16 protein-coding genes are annotated in these 18,629 nt (G+C 69.5%); 8 read left to right on the top strand and 8 right to left on the bottom strand.

Annotated elements, in window-relative coordinates; all coding sequences use genetic code 11:
* The first annotated feature begins 443 nt into the window (after positions 1-443).
* The 6 genes from CCR97_RS30430 to CCR97_RS30405 all read left to right on the top strand — a co-directional run bounded on the left by CCR97_RS30430 (position 444) and on the right by CCR97_RS30405 (position 6,641).
* Positions 444-3,188: an ATP-dependent helicase gene (locus tag CCR97_RS30430; protein ID WP_201160203.1), complete on the top strand. Its 2,745-nt coding sequence runs from the start codon at positions 444-446 to the stop codon at positions 3,186-3,188.
* Positions 3,189-3,221: 33 nt separating this feature from the next.
* Entirely contained in the window at positions 3,222-3,473 is a 252-nt protein-coding gene (locus CCR97_RS30425; RefSeq protein ID WP_338049163.1) for a type II toxin-antitoxin system HicA family toxin, read from the top strand.
* A gap of 12 nt (positions 3,474-3,485) precedes the next feature.
* On the top strand, positions 3,486-3,773 hold the full coding sequence (locus CCR97_RS30420) for a type II toxin-antitoxin system HicB family antitoxin (RefSeq protein WP_111355982.1): 288 nt from the start codon (positions 3,486-3,488) through the stop codon (positions 3,771-3,773).
* Positions 3,774-3,876: 103 nt separating this feature from the next.
* Complete coding sequence (locus CCR97_RS30415) at positions 3,877-4,386, top strand: DUF29 domain-containing protein (RefSeq protein ID WP_111355980.1); 510 nt, start codon at positions 3,877-3,879, stop codon at positions 4,384-4,386.
* A 134-nt stretch (positions 4,387-4,520) separates the two neighbouring features.
* On the top strand, positions 4,521-5,135 hold the full coding sequence (locus tag CCR97_RS30410; RefSeq protein ID WP_111355978.1) for a L,D-transpeptidase: 615 nt from the start codon (positions 4,521-4,523) through the stop codon (positions 5,133-5,135).
* 564 nt (positions 5,136-5,699) lie between these two features.
* Positions 5,700-6,641 carry a 50S ribosomal protein L11 methyltransferase gene (locus tag CCR97_RS30405; protein WP_111355976.1) on the top strand — a complete coding sequence of 314 codons (942 nt, stop codon included), beginning with the start codon at positions 5,700-5,702 and terminating at the stop codon, positions 6,639-6,641.
* Here the strand turns inward: CCR97_RS30405 and CCR97_RS30400 are convergent.
* Together CCR97_RS30400 and CCR97_RS30395 are read right to left on the bottom strand one after the other, a co-directional pair.
* Positions 6,627-6,890: a hypothetical protein gene (locus tag CCR97_RS30400; RefSeq protein ID WP_111355974.1), complete on the bottom strand. Its 264-nt coding sequence runs from the start codon at positions 6,888-6,890 to the stop codon at positions 6,627-6,629. The genes CCR97_RS30405 and CCR97_RS30400 overlap by 15 nt on opposite strands.
* Positions 6,891-7,282: 392 nt before the next feature.
* The gene (locus CCR97_RS30395) at positions 7,283-7,486 is read right to left on the bottom strand and encodes a hypothetical protein (protein WP_111355972.1); all 204 of its coding nucleotides are present in this window, start codon (positions 7,484-7,486) and stop codon (positions 7,283-7,285) included.
* Positions 7,487-7,851: 365 nt separating this feature from the next.
* Here CCR97_RS30395 and CCR97_RS30390 point away from each other — a divergent pair, with 365 nt between their 5' ends.
* On the top strand, positions 7,852-9,711 hold the full coding sequence (locus CCR97_RS30390) for an aminopeptidase P family protein (protein WP_111355971.1): 1,860 nt from the start codon (positions 7,852-7,854) through the stop codon (positions 9,709-9,711).
* Positions 9,708-10,397 (top strand): SDR family oxidoreductase, encoded by a 690-nt coding sequence (locus CCR97_RS30385; protein ID WP_111355969.1) that lies wholly within the window; start codon positions 9,708-9,710, stop codon positions 10,395-10,397. Before CCR97_RS30390 ends, CCR97_RS30385 begins: the two co-directional genes overlap by 4 nt.
* A gap of 591 nt (positions 10,398-10,988) precedes the next feature.
* Here CCR97_RS30385 and glxR read toward each other — a convergent pair.
* From glxR to garD, 6 genes are all read right to left on the bottom strand, one after another.
* Positions 10,989-11,930 carry a 2-hydroxy-3-oxopropionate reductase gene (glxR, locus tag CCR97_RS30380; protein WP_274611571.1) on the bottom strand — a complete coding sequence of 314 codons (942 nt, stop codon included), beginning with the start codon at positions 11,928-11,930 and terminating at the stop codon, positions 10,989-10,991.
* Positions 11,931-12,113: 183 nt separating this feature from the next.
* Positions 12,114-12,899, bottom strand: a complete 786-nt coding sequence (garL, locus tag CCR97_RS30375; protein WP_111355965.1) for a 2-dehydro-3-deoxyglucarate aldolase — start codon at positions 12,897-12,899, stop codon at positions 12,114-12,116.
* A 66-nt stretch (positions 12,900-12,965) separates the two neighbouring features.
* Positions 12,966-14,318, bottom strand: a complete 1,353-nt coding sequence (gene gudD, locus CCR97_RS30370; protein WP_111355963.1) for a glucarate dehydratase — start codon at positions 14,316-14,318, stop codon at positions 12,966-12,968.
* Positions 14,319-14,508: 190 nt separating this feature from the next.
* Entirely contained in the window at positions 14,509-15,495 is a 987-nt protein-coding gene (locus tag CCR97_RS30365) for a Bug family tripartite tricarboxylate transporter substrate binding protein (RefSeq protein ID WP_111355961.1), read from the bottom strand.
* Between the two features lie 70 nt (positions 15,496-15,565).
* Positions 15,566-16,519, bottom strand: a complete 954-nt coding sequence (locus CCR97_RS30360) for an SMP-30/gluconolactonase/LRE family protein (protein ID WP_420826113.1) — start codon at positions 16,517-16,519, stop codon at positions 15,566-15,568.
* A 223-nt stretch (positions 16,520-16,742) separates the two neighbouring features.
* On the bottom strand, positions 16,743-18,296 hold the full coding sequence (garD, locus tag CCR97_RS30355; protein WP_111355958.1) for a galactarate dehydratase: 1,554 nt from the start codon (positions 18,294-18,296) through the stop codon (positions 16,743-16,745).
* Between the last annotated feature and the right edge of the window lie 333 nt (positions 18,297-18,629).

Genomic DNA, 18,629 nt, shown 5'->3' with positions numbered 1-18,629 from the left:
CCGACTCGCCGCTGCGCGGCGAGCCACCTTCTCCCCGCACGCGGGGAGAAGGACAACGCCCCGCCACACGGTAAGCACGCGCAAACCTCTCCCCGCGCGCGGGGAGAGGTCGGATTGCACGCCGCCAGGCGTGGAATCCGGGTGAGGGGGCTTCACCGCGAGGCTGAGCATCCAGGAGGCGCCCCCTCACCCCGACCCTCTCCCCGCACGGCGGGGAGAGGGAGCGCAGGCGCCCTGCCCGATCGCCCCAGCGATACGCCCCCGCCATCCACACCCTGTCGCGCCCCTCCCCTTGCGCCGGTCCGGGTGCCATCTTTAGGACGAACGATTCGTGAATACGGGCCCGCTCCGCGGCGGGTCCCCGACCCCGGCCGGCCCCCAAAAGACCGGCGATGAGCGACCGGCGCCCGTGCCGGCCGCCCGAACCGGCAGCCTGGAACGGAATGTCCGACCCCTTCGAGCGACACTTCGAGCCCGCCCCGCCTCCCCCGATGGCGAGCGGCGGCATCGCGGCGCGTGCCCGTGGCGCCCACCGCGCCCCCTATCTGGAGGGACTCAACCCGGAGCAGCGCGAAGCGGTCGAGACCCTCGACGGCGCCGTGCTGGTGCTGGCGGGCGCCGGCACCGGCAAGACCCGCGTGCTGACCACCCGCATCGCCCACATCCTCAGCCTCGGCCGAGCGCGGGCGAGCGAGATCCTCGCCGTCACCTTCACCAACAAGGCGGCGCGCGAGATGAAGCACCGCATCGGCGGCATGGTGGGCGAGGCCGTCGAGGGCATGCCGTGGCTCGGCACCTTCCACTCGATCGGCGCAAAAATTCTCAGGCGGCACGCCGAGCTGGTCGGGCTGAAGCCCGACTTCACCATCCTCGACGTCGACGACCAGATCCGGCTCCTGAAGCAGCTCATCGCGGCCGAGAACATCGACGAGAAGCGCTGGCCGGGGCGCCTGCTCGCCACCCAGATCGACGGCTGGAAGAACCGCGGGCTGACGCCCGACCAGGTGCCGGCCGGCGAAGGCGCCGTGTTCGGCAACGGCCGCGGCCGCGACCTCTACGCCGCCTATCAAGCACGGCTGAAGACGCTCAACGCCGCCGACTTCGGCGACCTGCTGCTGGAAACCATAAGGCTGTTTCGCGAGCACGCCGCCGTGCTGGCGCAGTACCAGTCGCGCTTCAAGTACATCCTGGTCGACGAGTACCAGGACACCAATGTCGCCCAGTATCTCTGGCTGCGCCTGCTGGCCCAGCGCCCGACCGCGGGGACGGCTTCGACGAAACTCGCTGCGGGCCCCTTCACCTCTCCCCAGCGGGGAGAGGTCGGCTCGCGCAGCGAGCCGGGTGAGGGGGAGCCGAGCTCTCAATCACGCGCGCTCTCCCCCCCTCACCCGGCATCCGGGCTCCGCCCGCATGCCGACCTCTCCCCACCGGGGAGAGGTGAAGAAAGAGCCCCGCAAAAGAACATCTGCTGCGTCGGCGACGACGATCAGTCGATCTATGGCTGGCGCGGCGCCGAGGTCGACAACATCCTGCGCTTCGACCACGACTTTCCGGGCGCCAAGGTGATCCGGCTGGAGCGCAACTATCGCTCGACCGCGCATATTCTCGGCGCCGCCTCACACCTGATCGCCCACAACGAGGGGCGGCTGGGAAAAACGCTGCGCTCGGAGGGCGAGGCCGGCGAGAAGGTTGTCGTGTCGAGCGCCTGGGACTCAGAGGAAGAGGCCCGCGCCATCGGCGAGGAGATCGAGCAGCTCCAGCGCCGCGCCCACCGGCTGAACGAGATCGCCATTCTGGTGCGCGCCTCGTTCCAGATGCGCGAGATCGAGGACCGCTTCGTCACGCTCGGCCTGCCCTACCGCGTCATCGGCGGCCCGCGCTTCTACGAGCGCGCCGAGATCCGCGACGCCATGGCGTATCTGCGGCTGGTCAACCAGCCGGCCGACGACCTCGCCTTCGAACGCATCGTCAACGTGCCGAAGCGCGGGCTCGGCGACGCGGCGCTGCAAAACCTCCACGACCTCGCCCGCGCCCGCGGCGTGCCGCTGCTCGAAGCGGCGCGCGCCATGAGCACCAGCGAGGCCGTGAAGCCGAAGCCGCGCGCGGCGCTGCGCGACCTCGTCGCCGCCTTCGACCGCTGGCGGACGCAGCGCGATACGCTCCCGCACACCGAGCTGGCCGAAATCGTGCTCGACGAGTCCGGCTACACCGAGATGTGGCAGAAGGACCGCTCCGCCGACGCGGCCGGGCGGCTGGAGAACCTGAAGGAGCTGGTGCGCTCCATGGAGGACTTCGAGAACCTGCAAGGGTTCCTCGAGCACGTCGCCTTGGTGATGGACACGGATCGCGGCGAGGATCTGGATGCCGTCTCGATCATGACGCTGCACGCGGCCAAAGGGCTCGAGTTCGACACCGTCTTCCTGCCCGGCTGGGAGGAAGGCCTGCTGCCGCATCAACGCTCGCTCGACGAGAACGGCCGCGCCGGCCTGGAGGAGGAGCGCCGCCTGGCGCATGTCGGCCTCACCCGGGCCCGCAAGAACGCGAGGATCTCGTTCGTCTCGAACCGCCGCATTCACGGCTCGTGGACGTCGAGCCTGCCGTCGCGCTTTCTGGACGAGCTGCCCGAGCAGCATGTCGAGGTGCTGGAGGCGAAGGGCGGCTTCGCCGGCTACGGCAGCGCCTACGGCTCACGCTTCGACACCACGGCGGCGTTCGGATCGAGCTACACGACGCCGGGCTGGCGCCGCGCCCAGAAGAGCCGCGGCGGTTTCGAGGAAGACCCGCACGAGTACTCGCAGGAGCACGAGCCGGAAGGCCGGATGCGGGATGTTTCTCCTTCTCACCTCTCCCCAGCGGGGAGAGGTCGACCGAGTGCGGACCCGGTCCGCGCTCGGTCGGGTGAGGGGGGGCGTGCCGCCATGATCGACCAATCCCCCTCACCCGGCGCGCGTCCCGCGCGCCGACCTCTCCCCAACGGGGAGAGGTATGGCCGCGCCCCGCAGACCATCGAGGGCGAGCTGGTCGCCCGCTCGACCGGCGCCCCCTCGGCCTTCGCGACCGGCGACCGCGTCTTCCACCAAAAATTCGGCTACGGCCGCGTCCGCGTCGTCGACGGCAACAAGCTGACCATCCAGTTCGACAAGGCCGGCGAGAAGAAGGTGGTCGACAGTTTTTTGAAGAAGGCGTGAGCCCCGGGCACGGTGCAAAGCCATTCCGTCTCGATGTCGGAAACGGCCCGTGCGATAGGATCGACGACTATTGGCGTGACGGGTGCTCGGATGCTGACCAACAGCAACGACATCAGAAGGCGTCTCGAACGCGACGGATGGATCGTCGTCCGGGTCAAAGGCTCTCATCACGTCTTCAAGCACCCACGTTCGCCGGAGACGATCGTACTTCCGCACCCGAAGAAGGACCTTGGCCCAGGTCTTGTCCGAGCCATATACAAGCAGGCGAGATGGGATCGTGATTGACGCCGGGAGCCGATGACCCACTACGTCGCCATCGTCGAGGAAGCCGGGCCGGACACCGCTGTGGGGGTCTGGTTTCCGGACCTGCCCGGGTGCTTCTCGGGCGGCGATGATCTGGACCAGGCCCTTCACAATGCGCCGGAGGCCGTGGCGCTCTACGCCGAAGCGCTGGCCGAGGATGGCCGCGCGATGCCGCCGGCCCGTACTCTGACCGAGCTGAAGCGCGATCCCGAAGTCGCCCGCGACATCGCGGCCCACATGGTGGCGCTGGTGCCGGCGCCGATCCCAGCCGACGCGGCCTGAATCGTTCCGGCCATCATCCGATCTGGACAAGCTTGTCGGATTTCGCTTGGCTCGTCCGGCGACCGAGCCAACGCGGCCGGGGGGACGCGGATCGAGGAGCGCCATGGCGCCGCATCGCGACGACGTATCGATCGCCCCCCTTTCGGCCGACCAACGGCCCGAAGGCGAGCGCGCAGCTTACGACCGGGACTTCTACACCTGGTCGCAGGAGCAGGCGCGGCTGATCCGGGCCGGCCGACTGGACGCGATCGATCGCGACAACGTGGCCGAGGAGATCGAATCCTTGGGGCGCGAGCAGTTCAACAAGCTGGAGAGCGCGTATCGGGTGCTCCTGCTGCATATGCTGAAATGGGATTTTCAGCCGGAGCGGCGCTCGCGAAGCTGGGCGCTGTCGATCGCGACCCAGCGGCTGGAAATCGACGACATCCTCGGCGATAATCCGGGCCTGAAGCCTCGGGTCGCTGAAGCGATCGCCCGCGCCTATCGCAAGGCCCGGCTCGAGGCGGCGAAAGAGACCGGCCTGGAGCTCATGCGGTTCCCGGAGGCTTGCTCCTACGGACAGAGCGAGATCAGCGGCCGCTCGTTCGGCGTCGACGCATCGCCCTCCCCCTGACGCCGCTACGCCCCGCCGCTGCCACCCGGCTGCGCTAACCATCTCGTGCGACGCCCCGGAACCGGTCCGCGGGTCGCACGTTGAGTCGCGCATCGAACCCCTCGGCCGGTGTCGGCCGCAGTCCGAGTGAGCCCATGACCCGTCTTCGCGTGCTGGTCCGCCCGGCGATTCTCGCCGCGGCGCTCGTCGTCCCGTTGCTCGTGATCCCGCTCGCCCCGGCCGAGGCCGCCCTGCTGGTGCGGATCGACAAGTCGACCCAGACCATGTCGGTCGTGGTCGACGGCTCGCCGCGTTATTCGTGGCCGGTGTCGACCGGCCGGGCCGGCTTCGGCACGCCCAGCGGCACCTACTCGCCGCAGCGGCTGCACCGGACCTACTTCTCGAAGAAGTACTACAACTCGCCGATGCCCTACTCGATTTTCTTTCACGGCGGCTACGCGATCCACGGCTCCTACGAGATCTCGCGGCTCGGCGGCCCGGCCTCGCACGGCTGCGTGCGACTGCACCCGTCCAATGCCGCGACCCTGTTCTCGCTGGTGAAGCAGCACGGCGCCGGCGCGACCCGGATCGTCGTCACCGGCGCGGCCCCGGCCGCGGTGGCGCGGGCGCCCCGGAGCGTGGTCTCGGACGGCCCCGCCGAGGTCGGCTACGCGCCGCGGACCTATTACGCCCCGCCCTCCGCCTACGCGCCGGTCTACCGCCCGTTTGACCCCTACATGCCGCCGCCCTACCCCTATCAGCGCTGGTGAGGTGGTCGGACAGGCTGTGGACAATCCTGTGCAGAAGCCGGTGCAAGGCTCGTTGACGAGCCGCGAAAGCTCCGTTGATGGAGTGTGGACAAGGCTGTGGACAAGCCGTGGACAAGCTGTGGATAAGCGTGTGCACAGGCCTGTTGACGACTTGTGACTCGGGCGTGGACGTCTCCGTGCACAAGTCTGTGGAAGAGGCCCGGAGAAGCCTGTGAACTCGTGGGGACAAGCGGGCGGCTCGTGATCTGTCGCGGGCCGCCGAACCGGTTGTGTGTCTCCCCGATGACCGGCTCGAACGGCCGTCACACAGCCATCATCGAACCGATGAAACTTCAGTATTTACAGTTCATTAACCATACATCTTAAGATCCGACTGTTGATATTCCGGTCGAACTCGGCCGAACGGCTCCAGATCGTTAATGTGAGTTGTGAGGATTTCGATCGAGGCCTTCGCAGGGACGGTCCCTCGGTCGGCCCGGCCCGAGACCAGGTCCCGGTCCGCGCAGCCCGACGTCGCCGTCGTGCCGCTTGCATCGGCCCCGGCGCCGGGCCACACCAGCCGCCATGCGCGAAGGACTCCAGCCCGCCCGGCCCTCCACGGTCGCCCGCCTCGTCACCACCGAGGCGCAGGCGCGCCGCATCGCCGACCTCCTCGGCGAGAGCTTCGATCCGGAGGAGACCGCGGTCGCGGCTTTCGAGATGCCGGACGAGAAGAGCTGGGGCGTCGAGGTCTATTTCGAGCACGCCCCCGACGAGGCGGCGGTGCGCGACCTGGTGGCGCTCGCCGCCGATCCGGAGACCGCGGCGGGTCTCGTTTTCGAGACGCTGACGCAGAAGGACTGGGTCGCCGCCTCGCTGGAGGGGCTCGCTCCCGTGCCGGCCGGCCGCTTCGTCGTCCACGGCGCCCACGACCGGGCCCGGGTGGCGCGCCATCGCATCGCCATCGAGATCGACGCGGCGCTCGCCTTCGGCACCGGCCATCACGGCACGACGCGCGGCTGCCTCGTTGCGCTCGACCGCCTGCTGAAGACGGAAAAGCCCCGCCCTGTGCGGCGGCGCGCCGGCTCCCGGCAGCGGCGCGGATCGGCGATCCTCGACATCGGCACCGGCACCGGCGTGCTGGCGATCGCGGCGGCCCGCGCGCTGCGCCGGCCCGTGCTGGCGAGCGACATCGATCCGGCCGCCGTCCGGGTGGCGCGCGACAATGTGCGGCTCAACCGGGCCGGAGGCTTCGTCGCGCTGGCGATCGGCGCCGGGCTGACGGCACCGGCATTCCGCGAGCGCGGAAAGGCCCGGCTGGTCTTCGCCAACATCCTGCTCGGGCCGCTGAAAAGGCTCGCCCGGCCGATCGCGGGAGCGCTCGGGCCGGGCGGAGTCGTGATCCTGTCGGGGCTGCTGGCGTCGCAGGCGAACGCGGCCCTCGCGGCCTATCGGGCGCAGGGGCTCCGCCTGGTCGGCCGCCTCACCCTCGACGGATGGGCGACGCTGGTCTTACGCCGAGGGTGACAGGCCGCCGGCCGTGTAGCGCATCGCCCAGGCGCGCGCGACGGCATCCGGCGCCTCGATGGCGCTGCCGACCACGTACGAGTGGAAGTCCTCGTTGACGCGGCCGAAGCTCTTCACCATGGCGAGGTGATAATCGAGCACGTGCTTGGCGTTGGTGATCTGGGCTTCGTAAAAATCGGCGAAAAACGCGTAGTACGGAGCGAACGGCGAAACGGCCGCGGCTTTTTCGGGGCTGTTGTCAGTGGGCATGGCGCATGATCCTTTTTGGTCTGCGCCCTCCAGTCGGTCTCCTGCCCGTGCTTCAGCAGCGATTTTCTGCACTGCAGTGTTTTTTGCTGCATCGCCAACATAGGGATCCGGACCGACTCGCGACAGCGGGAAAACCCGGATTCGGACCCGCTTTTGTCGCAAGGGTGAAATGTTCTTTCACATGGAGAGAAGAGTTCTCTCTCATTGCGAGAATTGACCAGATTCGGCTAGCCAGACTTGTGGTCGCAGGCCGGGAGCCGCGGGGCGATCCGCGGCGGCTTTGTTGCAATGCAATATGGGCCGTGAGCAATCCTCGCCGTGGCGCAGCCTGCCGCGCGGATCGGGGCATCCCCCGGCCCACGTCGGCGGGCTGCCGCCCCTTCGGTCGAGGATCAGTGCAGCCGACGGCTCGGCGGATCGCCCGGCGCGGGAATGCCGGCCTGCCGGACCATCGGGCAATAATGGTCGATGACGCGTTCGGCCTGGGCCATCCGGGCCCGGTAGAGCGCCCGGAAGAGGCGATCGAGCAGGGTCTCGTGGGGAACCGGCTTGCCGTCCGCGAGCGAACCGACGTGGTTCAGGCTGAGAATCGACATGGCGATCGTTCCTTTCGAACGACGGCCTCCCTGGTCGTCCCTGTGGTATCGTCTTGTTTTTCCGAAGGTTAGCTCCGCGTTCGAGAGCCGTGAAGAGGGCGCCGGACAGCCGCCGCGGGCCGGGTCCGGCGCCGCGACACGAATGCTCGCGACGGCATGGTTGCGCACCGCGCCCGTTTCGCCCCGCTGCCCCGTCGCGCATTTTCATTCGGGAGCGACATCCGGGCCGCATGGCAGCCATGCCGTGGCGCGGGAGATCGGTCGCGGCGGATCGCTGCAGCGGATCGTCGCGGCGATCCGCCATCGGCACCTCCGGCTCGGCTGGCGGCATTGCCGCGCTGCGCCGGCCCCGATAGCTTGCCGCCATGCCCTCCCGATTCCAGAGCTTCGACGATCCGGCCGATCCGGCCGCGACACGACCGCGCCTCGCGGCGCTGCGCGACGAGCTGGCGCGCCGAGACCTCGACGGCTTCGTCGTCCCGCGCGCCGACCGCTGGCAGAACGAGTATGTCGCCCCCTGCGACGAGCGGCTCGCCTGGCTCACCGGCTTCACCGGCTCGGCCGGCGCCGCCATCGTGCTCGCCGACCGCGCCGTGCTGTTCGTCGACGGCCGCTACACCCTGCAGGCGGCCGAGCAGGTCGACCCCGCCCTGTTCGAGATCGCCCATCTCACCGACACGCCGCCGTCGGACTGGATCGAGGCGAACCTGCCGGCCGGCCGCCGGCTCGGCTACGACCCCTGGCTCCACACGGTGCGGGGCGCCGAGAAGCTCGCGAGCGCCTGCGCGCAGGCCGGCGGCACGCTGGTGCCGGTCGAGACCAACCCGCTCGACGCGGTGTGGACCGACCGGCCGGCGCCGCCGCGCGGCCCCGTGGTGATCCACGACACCCGGCATGCCGGCGAGGCCGCGACCGACAAGCTCGCCCGCCTGCGCGGCGAGCTCGCCGCCGGCCGCCTGGCCGCCCTGGTGGTCTCCGATCCGCACGCGGTCGCCTGGCTGTTCAACATCCGCGGCAGCGACGTCGCCCACACGCCGCTGCCGCTGGCGACCGCCATCGTGCCGGCCGACGGCCGCCCGAGCCTCCATGTCGACCCGGGCAAGATCGAGCCGGCGGTGCGCGAGGCGCTCGCCGGCCTCGCCGACCTGCCCGGTCCCGACGCCTTCGAGCCCGACCTCGCCCGCCTCGCCGCCACCGGCGCGACGATCCGGATCGACGACGCGACTGGCGCCGACGCCATCGCCCGTATCGTCACCGCGGCCGGCGGCCAGGTCTCGCGCGGCGCCGATCCGATCGCCCTGATGAAGGCGGTGAAGAACCCGACCGAGATCGACGGCGCCCGCGCCGCGCATCGCCGCGACGGCCTCGCCCTCGTGCGCTTCCTCGCCTGGCTCGACGGCGCCTGCCGCGACGGCGTCGCGGACGGGCTGCCGACCGAGATCGACGCCGTCGAGGCGCTGGAGCAGTTCCGCGCCGACTCGGGGCTGCTCGAGGACGTGTCGTTCCCGACCATCGCGGGCGCCGGCCCGAACGGCGCCATCGTCCACTACCGGGTGACGCGGCGGACCAACCGGCGGCTGGCGCTGGGCGAGCTGTTCCTGATCGACTCCGGCGCCCAGTATGTCGACGGCACCACGGACGTGACCCGCACGGTCGCGATCGGCCCGCCGAGCGACGAGATGCGCGACCGCTTCACCCGCGTGCTGAAGGGCCACATCGCGGTCGCCCGCGCCGTCTTCCCGGACGGCATCACGGGCGCCCAGCTCGACAGCCTCGCCCGCATGTTCCTGTGGGCGGCCGGACTCGACTTCGACCACGGCACCGGCCACGGCATCGGCAGCTACCTCTCGGTGCACGAGGGCCCGGCCCGCATCTCCAAGCTCGGCACCACGCCGCTGATGCGCGGCATGATCCTCTCCGACGAGCCCGGCTACTACAAGACCGGCGCCTACGGGATCAGGATCGAGAATCTGCTGCTGGTGACCGAGGCGCCCGCCGTGCCGGGCGCCGAGAAGCCGCTGAACGCCTTCGAGACGCTGACGCTGGCGCCGATCGATCTGCGCCTCGTCGCGGCGGATCTGATGAGCGCCGACGAGATCGCCTGGCTCGACGCCTATCACGCAAGGGTGCGGGAGACGCTGTCGCCCGCGCTCGACACCACGACCCGCGACTGGCTCGCGCAAGCGACGCGGCCGGTCGCCGCATTCGCTGGAGCAACCACATGACCACGTTTCTGATCACCGGCGCGAGCCGCGGCATCGGCCTCGGCCTCGTCGAGCGGCTCGCTGCCCGCGGCGATCGCGTGCTCGCCTGCGCCCGCGATCCCGCCGCGCCCGACCTCGCCGCGCTCGCCGCGCGTCATCCGGAGCTGATCACGACCCACCGGCTCGACGTCGGCGACCAGGATTCGGTGGCAAAGCTCGCAGGCAGCCTCGACGGGCAGGCGATCGACGTGCTGATCAACAATGCCGGCGTGCGCGGCCCGGACCGCCAGGGCGCGCTCGACATGGATTTCGACGGCTTCGCGCAGACGCTCGCCATCAACACGCTGGCGCCGCTGCGCGTCGCCCAGGCGCTGCTGCCGAACCTGCGCCGCGGCGAGCGGCCGCGCATCGTCACGGTGTCGAGCATCATGGGCCAGCTCTCCGGCGGCGGCGCCGGCGACGTCGCCTATCGCACGTCGAAGGCCGCCGTGAACAAGGTGATGCAGGGGCTGGCCGCCGAGCTGCGGCCGATGGGCATCGCCGTCGCGGTCGTGCATCCGGGCTGGGTGAAGACCGACATGGGCGGCAAGGGCGCGGCCCTGACCGTCGCCCAGTCGACCCGCGGCATCGTCGGCGTGATCGACGACCTGACGATCGACAAGACCGGCGGCTTCTTCAACTACGACGGCAAGAGCCTGGAGTGGTGAGCGCGGCCGTCCCGGGGCGCGACTTGTAGTTTCGATTGAAAGCGGCCCCATACTCCGCTCATGCCCGCGAAGGCGGGCATCCAGGAGCGTCGCGCCGTGTCGCCCCTGCCGGCGGCTCACTCCGACGTCATCGCCGGGCTTGACCCGGCGCTCCATCTCTCTGCGAGAGGACGCTTTTTGGTGAAGGTGATGGATGCGCGGGTCGAGCCCGCGCATGACGCTCCTATGCGTGGCACGCGATGCATGCCCTAGCCCCTTCGCGGGGACGAGCGGAACTCGGGACCGTTTCGTCACGACAGAAGCTGATCTGAAAAAATGGCCGGGCTCTCGCCCGGCCGCAGTGACCGACCGCGCCGGACCGCGGCGCGTCTGGCAGTCACCGCCCGGTCCCCGCCAGGAGAAGCGGTCGGCCGGACGGCGGTCGCAACAGGCGACGTCAGCTCCCGTTCCGCCCTCATCCTGAGGAGGCCGCGAAGCGGCCGTCTCGAAGGGTGAGGGCGGCCCCGGAAGGGGGCCACATGGTTCGAGACGCGATCCTTCGGATCGCTCCTCACCATGAGGACGAACTCAGACGGCGACGCTCCGCCTCGATCAGCTCTTCTGCCCGATCTCGAAGTTGCCGAGCATCTCCAGCGCCTTCACCATGCCGGAGTGGTCCCAGGCGCTGCCGCCGTGGGCCGCGCAGGCGTTGAACAGCTCCTGCGCGGTCGCCGTGTTCGGCAGGCTCAGGCCCATCTTGCGGGCCGCCGAGAGGGCGAGGTTCAGGTCCTTCTGATGCAGGGCGATGCGGAAGCCCGGCTCGAAGTTGCGCTTCACCATGCGCTCGCCGTGCACCTCGAGGATGCGCGAGTTGGCGAAGCCGCCCATCAGGGCCTGACGCACCTTGGCCGGATCGGCGCCCGCCTTGGCGGCGAACAGGAGCGCCTCGCCGACCGCCTCGATGGTCAGCGCGACGATGATCTGGTTCGCCACCTTGCAGGTCTGGCCCGCGCCGGTGCCGCCGACCAGCGTGATGTTCTTGCCCATCAGCTCGAACAGCGGCTTCACGGTGGCGAACACCGCGTCCTTGCCGCCGACCATGATGGTCAGCGAGGCCTGCTTGGCGCCGACCTCGCCGCCCGACACCGGCGCGTCGAGATACTCGCAGCCGAGCGCCTCGATCTTCGCCGCGTACTCCTTGGTCTCGACCGGCGAGATCGAGCTCATGTCGACGACGATCTTGCCCTTCGACAGGCCGGCCGCGATGCCGTTCTCCGAGAACAGCGCGGCGCCGACGTCGGGCGTGTCCGGCACCATCACGAAGACGATGTCGGACTTCTCGGCGACCTCCTTGCCCGACGCGCAGGCGACGCCGCCCTTGTCGGTCAGCTCGGCCTTCGGCGGCCGCAGGTCGTAGAGGAACAGTTGATGACCGGCGGCGATCAGGTGGCCCGCCATCGGCGTGCCCATGATGCCCAGGCCGACGAAGCCGATCTTGCTCATGTGTCTCTCCTTCGGAGGTGCGCCGCCACGCGGCGCGGTTTGTTTGAACAGTCCGTCACTCGCCGCGACCACCGACGACGACCGTCATCCTGAGGTGTCCGGCGCAGCCGGGCCTCGAAGGATGCACGCCCGGGCGCCTCGACCGTCGCCCTTCGAGGGTCGCGCGTCGCGCGACCACCTCAGGGTGACGGAGAGACTCTGGATCGGTCGTGATCGACATGCAGACAGCGGGCCTCAGCCCGCCTTGAACTTGTCGCGCAGCGCCTGCGTGGCGCCGCGGAACAGGCCGAGGTCGCTGCCGACCGCGACGAAGGTGGCGCCCCACTCGAGATAGCGACGCGCCTCCGCCTCGACGCCGGTGAGGATGCCGGCCGCCTTGCCGGCCGCGCGGGCGCGATCGAAGATGTGCCTGATCACCTCCTGCACCTCGGGATGCGCGGGGTTCGCCAGATGCCCGTAGGCGGCGGCGAGGTCGTTCGGCCCAACGAAGATGCCATCGACGCCGTCCACGGCAGCGATCGCGTCCACGGCCTCGACGCCCTTGCGGGTCTCGATCTGCAGCAGCACCGTGATGTTGTCGTTGATGCCCGGGAAGTAGCCCTTCGGATTCAGCGTGCCGTAGTTGTTGCTGCGCTGGGCGATGGAGACGCCGCGAATGCCCGCCGGCGGATAGCGCGTGGAGGCGACGGCGCGCTCGGCCTCCTCGACGCTCTCGATGTAGGGAATGAGGAAGTTGTGGAAGCCGACGTCGAGCAGCCGCTTGAGGATCACGGGCTCGTTCCACGGCGGCCGCACGACCGGCGCCGAGGCGCTGTCCTTGAGCGCCATCAGCTGCGGCACCAGCGACAGCACGTCGTTGGGCGAATGCTCGGCGTCCAGAAGAATCCAGTCGAAGCCGGCGAGACCGAGAATCTCGGTGGTGATCGGGCTCGCCAGGGAAGCCCAGCAGCCGATCACGGTCTTGCCGGACCGGATGTCGGCGCGGAACTGATTTGGGAATGGACAGTAGGGCGTGGTCATCGTGGGTCCGTCGGTCTTGCGGGAGTGAGCGCGCCCGAGAGAGCGCGTGGTTTCAGCGCACGAGAATCAGCGCACCAGGCAGGGCTTCTTGCGGTCGAACGTCCACCCCGGGATCAGGTACTGCATCGCGACCGCGTCGTCGCGGGCGCCGAGGCCGTGCTCCTGGTAGAGCCGGTATGCTTTTTCGACGGCATCCATGTCGAGCGTGACGCCGAGGCCCGGCACCGTCGGCACGGCGATCTTGCCGCCCTTGATCTGCAGCGGATCGCGGGTGAGGAACTGGCCGTCCTGCCAGATCCAGTGGGTGTCGATCGCCGTGACGCGGCCGGGCGCCGCCGCCGCCACATGCGTGAACATGGCGAGCGACACGTCGAAATGGTTGTTGGAGTGCGAGCCCCAGGTGAGGCCGAAGTCGCGGCAGGTCTGCGCCACCCGCACCGAGCCCTGCATGGTCCAGAAATGCGGATCGGCGAGCGGGATGTCGACCGACTGCAGCACGAGCGAATGCACCATCTCGCGCCAGTCGGTGGCGATCATGTTGGTGGCGGTCGGCAGCCCCGTGGCGCGGCGGAACTCCGCCATCACCTCGCGGCCCGAGAAGTTACCCTCGGAGCCGCACGGATCCTCGGCATAGGCGAGCACGTGACCGAGGCCGCGGCACAGCCGGATCGCCTCGGCGAGATGCCAGGCGCCGTTCGGATCGAGCGTGATGCGCGCCTCCGGAAGCCGCTGCTTGAGGGCCGTGACGGCCGCGACCTCCTCGTCGCCGGCGAGCACGCCGCCCTTCAGCTTGAAGTCGCGGAACCCGTAGCGGGCCTCGGTCGCCTCGGCGAGCCGCACCACGGCCTCCGGCGTCAGCGCGACCTCGTGCCGGAGCTTCTGCCAGTCGTCGCCCTTTGCGGGCGGCGCCTCGTAGGGCAGCGGCGTCTTGTTGCGGTCGCCGACATAGAACAGATAGCCGAGGACCTCGACGGCGTCGCGCTGCTGGCCCTCGCCGAGCAGCGCCGCCACCGGCACGCCGAGATGCTGGCCGAGCAGATCGAGCAGCGCCGACTCGAGCGCCGTGACAGCGTGGATGGTGACGCGCAGGTCGAAGGTCTGGAAGCCACGACCGCCGGCATCGCGCGTGGCGAAGGTTTTTCGCACGCCGTTGAGGATCGCGTTGTAGGCGCCGATCGGCTGGCCGACGACGAGCGGCGTCGCGTCCTCCAGGGTCTTGCGGATCGCCTCGCCGCCCGGCACCTCGCCGACACCGGTGTGGCCGGACGAGTCGGTCATGATCACGAGGTTGCGGGTGAAGAACGGCCCATGCGCGCCACTGAGGTTCAGCAGCATGCTGTCGCGGCCGGCGACCGGCACGACCCGCAGCCCGGTGACGACCGGGGTGCTCTTCACGGTGGCCGCATCCTTGGTGGTCATGGCGTCGTCTCTCTCCTGCGCAGCGCCAATCTCGGGCGCGCGTCTCGTCCGATTCCCGTCATTCCGGGGCGCGGACCGTGAGGTCCGCGAACCCGGAATCCAGCGACACACGTCGACATCCGGCCTGGATTCCGGGTTCGCCGTTGCGCGGCGCCCCGGAATGACCAAGACCCAGTCGCTCCTCTCGATCTCACTCCAGCGAGATCTTCCCCACCTCGATGACCTCCTTCCACCGGGCGAGCTCCTGCACCAGGAAGGCGCGGAACTCGTCCGGTGTGTTGGCGACGATCTCGAAGCCGAGCTCCTCCATGCGCGGGCGCACGTCGGGGGCGTTGAGCGACGCGACGATCTCGGCGTGCAGCTTCGTCTTCACGTCGGCCGGCAGGCCCTTGGGCGCGGCGATCGCCTGCCACGAGAACACGTCGGCCCCCGACACGCCCGCCTCCGACAGGGTCGGGATGTTGGGCAGAAGCGGCGAGCGCTTGTCGCCCGTCACGGCGAGCACCTTCAGGTTGCCGCCCTTGATCTGGCTGATCACCGCGTTGATGTTCTGGAACGACACGTCGACGTGCCCGGCGACGAGATCGCTGATCGCCGGCGCACCGCCGCGATACGGCACGTGCAGGCCGGTCGTCCCGGTCTTCTGCCAGAACAGCGCCGCGGTGAGATGGTCGGACGAGCCGGCGCCCGAGCTCGCGAAGGAGATCTTGCCGGGCTTCTTCTTCAGCTCGGCGACCAGCTCGGCAACCGTGTTGGCCGGGAACTTCGGATTGGCGACCAGCACGTTCGGGGCCCGCACCGCCACCGTGAGAAGGTCGAAATCCTTCAGCGGATCGTACTGCAGCTTCGGCTGCAGGAACGGGTTGGTCGCGTAGACGCCGATCGACGCCACCATGAACGTGTAGCCGTCCGGCTGGGCGCGCGCGACCGAGGTCGCTCCGATGGCGCCGGTGGCGCCGGAGCGGTTCTCGATCACGAAGGGCTGCCCGAGCCGCTCGTTGAGCTTCTGGCCGACCTGGCGGGCGACCATGTCGGTCGAGCCGCCGGGCGGGAACGGCACCACCACGGTGACGGCCTTGTCGGGCCACGCCGCGAAGGCCGGCGCGGGAAAGAGAGCGAGCGTCGCGCCGCCGCCCGCGAGCGCGAGCAGCGTGCGGCGGCTGAGGTCTGTCGTCATATCGCGTTTCTCCCGGGGGTTTATCTGATCTCGAATGTTCTTCCGTCTCGGGCTGCGTCTTGTCGGCGCCTCACCAGAGGGTGGTGCCGCGCGCATTGGTCATCAGGGAGTAGATCGAGTGGGTCGCCGCCATGAACAGGCGGTCGTGATTGATGCCGCCGAAGCAGACATTGGCGCACCGCTCGGGCAGCGAGATGTGGGCGATCGCCTTGCCGTCGGGGTTGATCACCCGCACGCCGTCGAGCTCGTCGGTCCCCTGCCCCCAGCCGCACCACAGATTGCCGTCGGCGTCGCAGCGCAGGCCGTCCGCGGTTCCGTCGCAGTCGAGCAGGACGCGGCTGTTCGCGAGCTTCGTTCCCTTCTCGACGACGTCGAACACCCGGATTTTTCGCGGCGTGGTCCGCGCCTCGATCACGTAGAGCTTCGACTCGTCGGGCGAGAAGCACAGGCCGTTGGGGCCGACGATGTCGGTCGCCATCGCCGTGACGCGGCCGTCCGGCGCCACCCGGTAGACGGTGTGCGGCATCTCCGGCTTCGCCATGCGCTCGGACGGGTTGGGACCGAAGGCCGGATCCGTGAACCAGATCGAGCCGTCCGAATGCGAGACGACGTCGTTGGGCGAGTTGAACGGCTTGCCCTCGAACTTGTCGGCGACCACCGTGATGGCGCCCCCGATCTCGGTGCGCACCACGCGCCGCGTCGTGTGCTCGCAGGTGACGAGGCGCCCGGCGCGATCGCGCGTGTTGCCGTTGGAGAAATTCGCCGGCTTGCGATACGGCGTCACCTCGCCCGTGATCTCGTCCCAGCGCATGATCGCGTCGCCGGTCACGTCGCTCCACAAGAGGCAGCGCCAGTCGCCCATCCACACCGGCCCCTCGGCCCAGCGCTGGCCGGTGGCGATGCGCTCGATGGTGGCGGACGACACCCAGTATTTGCGGAACGACGGGTCGAGGATCTTGATCGCCGGGTCCGGGATGCGGGTGGAGGGCTCCCAGCCGGCGCCGGCCGGCGACGCGGAGGCCACCACGGCAGCGGCGCCGAGGCCGGCCAGCACGGTGCGGCGGGACGTGGTCGTTCGATCGGTGGGGTCGTCGTCACGATGGATCATTGGCGATCTCCAGGCTGACTTTTTCGGAAGCAGACGTGGATGGACGAGTCTCTCGAACTGACGATCTGGAACTTTCGAGCTGGAACTGACGAGCTGGACGTGATCACCTTCTGGCGAGGACTGGACGGCGCGGCGGCGCTCAGGTCACCGGCGCGGGGTTGAACACGGCGAGCGCGTTGTGCAGGCCCCAATGGTCGGACCACGGCTTCTTGCGGCCCGAGGCGACGTCGAGCAGCAGATGGAACAGCTCCCACCCGATCTCCTCGATGGTCTTCTCGCCGGTGGCGATGCGGCCGGCGTCGATGTCGATCAGGTCGTGCCAGCGCGCCGACAGGTCCTTGGTGGTGGCCATCTTGATCACCGGCACGGCGGCGAGCCCGTAGGGGGTGCCGCGCCCGGTGGTGAACACCTGCAGCGTGATGCCCGACGCGAGCTGCATGGTGCCGCAGACGAAGTCCGAGGCCGGCGTCGCCGCGAAGATCAGGCCCTTGGTGGTCGCCTTCTCGCCCGGCGCCAGCACGGCCGAGATCGGGCTCGTGCCCGACTTGGCGATCGAGCCGAGCGCCTTCTCGACGATGTTGGCGAGGCCGCCCTTCTTGTTGCCGGGCGACGGATTGGCGCTGCGGTCGGTCTCGCCGGCGGCGAGATAGCGATCGTACCACGCCATCTCGCGGATCAGCGCGCGGCCGACCGCCTCGGTCCTGCAGCGCGGCGTCAGCAGATGCACGGCGTCGCGCACCTCGGTCACCTCGGAGAACATCACGGTGGCGCCGGCCCGCACCAGAAGGTCCGAGCAGAAGCCCACCGCCGGGTTCGCCGTGACGCCCGAGAAGGCGTCGGAGCCGCCGCACTGCATGCCGACGACCAGCTCCGAGGCCGGCACCGGCTCGCGCCGGCGAGCATTCAGCGTCTTCAGATGCGTCTCGGCGGCGGCCAGGATCGCGTCGACCATCGCGCCGAAACCGGTGAAGCGCTCGTCCTGCATGCGAACGATCGTGTCGTCCGCCGCGCCTTCGTAAGCCTCGGGCACGAGGCGCTCCGGCTGCAGCTTCTCGCAGCCGAGCGAGATCACCATGATCTCGCCGCCGAAGTTCGGGTTGAGCGCGATGTTCTGCAGCGCCCGGATCGGCACCACGGCGGCCGGCGCATTGATGGCGACGCCGCAGCCGTAGAGATGGTTGAGGCCGACCACGTCGTCGACGTTGGGGTAGCGCGGCAGCAGGCGCTCCTTGATCAGCCGCACCACGTAATCGACCGTGCCGGCGACGCAGTGGACGCTGCTGGAGATGCCGAGAATGTTGCGGGTGCCGACCGAGCCGTCGGGATTGCGGTAGCCGTCGAACGTGTAGCCCTCGAGCGGCGGCAGATCGGGCGGCACGCGGTTCGCGAGCGGCAGCTTCTCCAGCTCGGGCGGCTGCGGGAGCTGCAGCGCGAACTCGTCGATCCACGAGCCTTTCGGCAGCGCACGGCCGGCGTATCCGATCACCTCGCCGTAACGGCGCACGATGCCGCCGTCCGGAATGTCCGCGAGCGCCACCTTGTGGCCCTGCGGGACGTGATCGATCAGCGTCAGCCCGTCGTCGAACACGGTGCCGGCCGCCAGGCCGCCGGAGTTGGCGACGATCGCGACGTTGTCGTCGGCATGCACCTGGATGCGGAGCGGCTTGGTCCGGGTCGCGGCTTCGGTGGTCATGATCTCGACTCCGTGGCGAACGAGCGGCGAACACGCCTGCTGGATCGGCCAGCAGGAAAAACATCGGTCGTCGTATGATTGGAGCGGCGACGAGACAGGTCGGAAAACAAGTGCCGCAGCAAGGATGGCGCCTCAATCCGAAGTAATACTGAATTCTTGCGCACGACGGAAGAGGCGGCTTGCACTCTTTTTCATAAGACGTATGATGACCCGCCCGCCACTCCCGGACGGGTGACCGAGTCCGCCCATGTCCGCCATCGACTCCGCCCCACCCCGCGACGCGGACCAAGCCGCTCCGCATCCAGGTGCATGCCGACGACAACGTCGCGATCG

Source organism: Rhodoplanes elegans (assembly GCF_016653355.1).
Classification (GTDB): Bacteria; Pseudomonadota; Alphaproteobacteria; order Rhizobiales; family Xanthobacteraceae; genus Rhodoplanes; species Rhodoplanes elegans.
This window is presented reverse-complemented; position numbering and strand designations above follow the sequence as displayed.

Bases quoted from the DNA above. Each gene is read 5' to 3' on its own strand.
- CCR97_RS30430 (WP_201160203.1), top strand. From the start codon at position 444: ATGTCCGACCCCTTCGAGCGACACTTCGAGCCCGCCCCGCCTCCCCCG.
- CCR97_RS30420 (WP_111355982.1), top strand. From the start codon at position 3,486: ATGACCCACTACGTCGCCATCGTCGAGGAAGCCGGGCCGGACACCGCT.
- gudD (WP_111355963.1), bottom strand. From the start codon at position 14,318: ATGACCACCAAGGATGCGGCCACCGTGAAGAGCACCCCGGTCGTCACC.
- CCR97_RS30425 (WP_338049163.1), top strand. From the start codon at position 3,222: ATGTCGGAAACGGCCCGTGCGATAGGATCGACGACTATTGGCGTGACG.
- garD (WP_111355958.1), bottom strand. From the start codon at position 18,296: ATGACCACCGAAGCCGCGACCCGGACCAAGCCGCTCCGCATCCAGGTG.
- CCR97_RS30365 (WP_111355961.1), bottom strand. From the start codon at position 15,495: ATGACGACAGACCTCAGCCGCCGCACGCTGCTCGCGCTCGCGGGCGGC.
- CCR97_RS30405 (WP_111355976.1), top strand. From the start codon at position 5,700: ATGCGCGAAGGACTCCAGCCCGCCCGGCCCTCCACGGTCGCCCGCCTC.
- CCR97_RS30395 (WP_111355972.1), bottom strand. From the start codon at position 7,486: ATGTCGATTCTCAGCCTGAACCACGTCGGTTCGCTCGCGGACGGCAAG.
- garL (WP_111355965.1), bottom strand. From the start codon at position 12,899: ATGACCACGCCCTACTGTCCATTCCCAAATCAGTTCCGCGCCGACATC.
- CCR97_RS30400 (WP_111355974.1), bottom strand. From the start codon at position 6,890: ATGCCCACTGACAACAGCCCCGAAAAAGCCGCGGCCGTTTCGCCGTTC.
- CCR97_RS30385 (WP_111355969.1), top strand. From the start codon at position 9,708: ATGACCACGTTTCTGATCACCGGCGCGAGCCGCGGCATCGGCCTCGGC.
- CCR97_RS30410 (WP_111355978.1), top strand. From the start codon at position 4,521: ATGACCCGTCTTCGCGTGCTGGTCCGCCCGGCGATTCTCGCCGCGGCG.
- CCR97_RS30415 (WP_111355980.1), top strand. From the start codon at position 3,877: ATGGCGCCGCATCGCGACGACGTATCGATCGCCCCCCTTTCGGCCGAC.
- CCR97_RS30390 (WP_111355971.1), top strand. From the start codon at position 7,852: ATGCCCTCCCGATTCCAGAGCTTCGACGATCCGGCCGATCCGGCCGCG.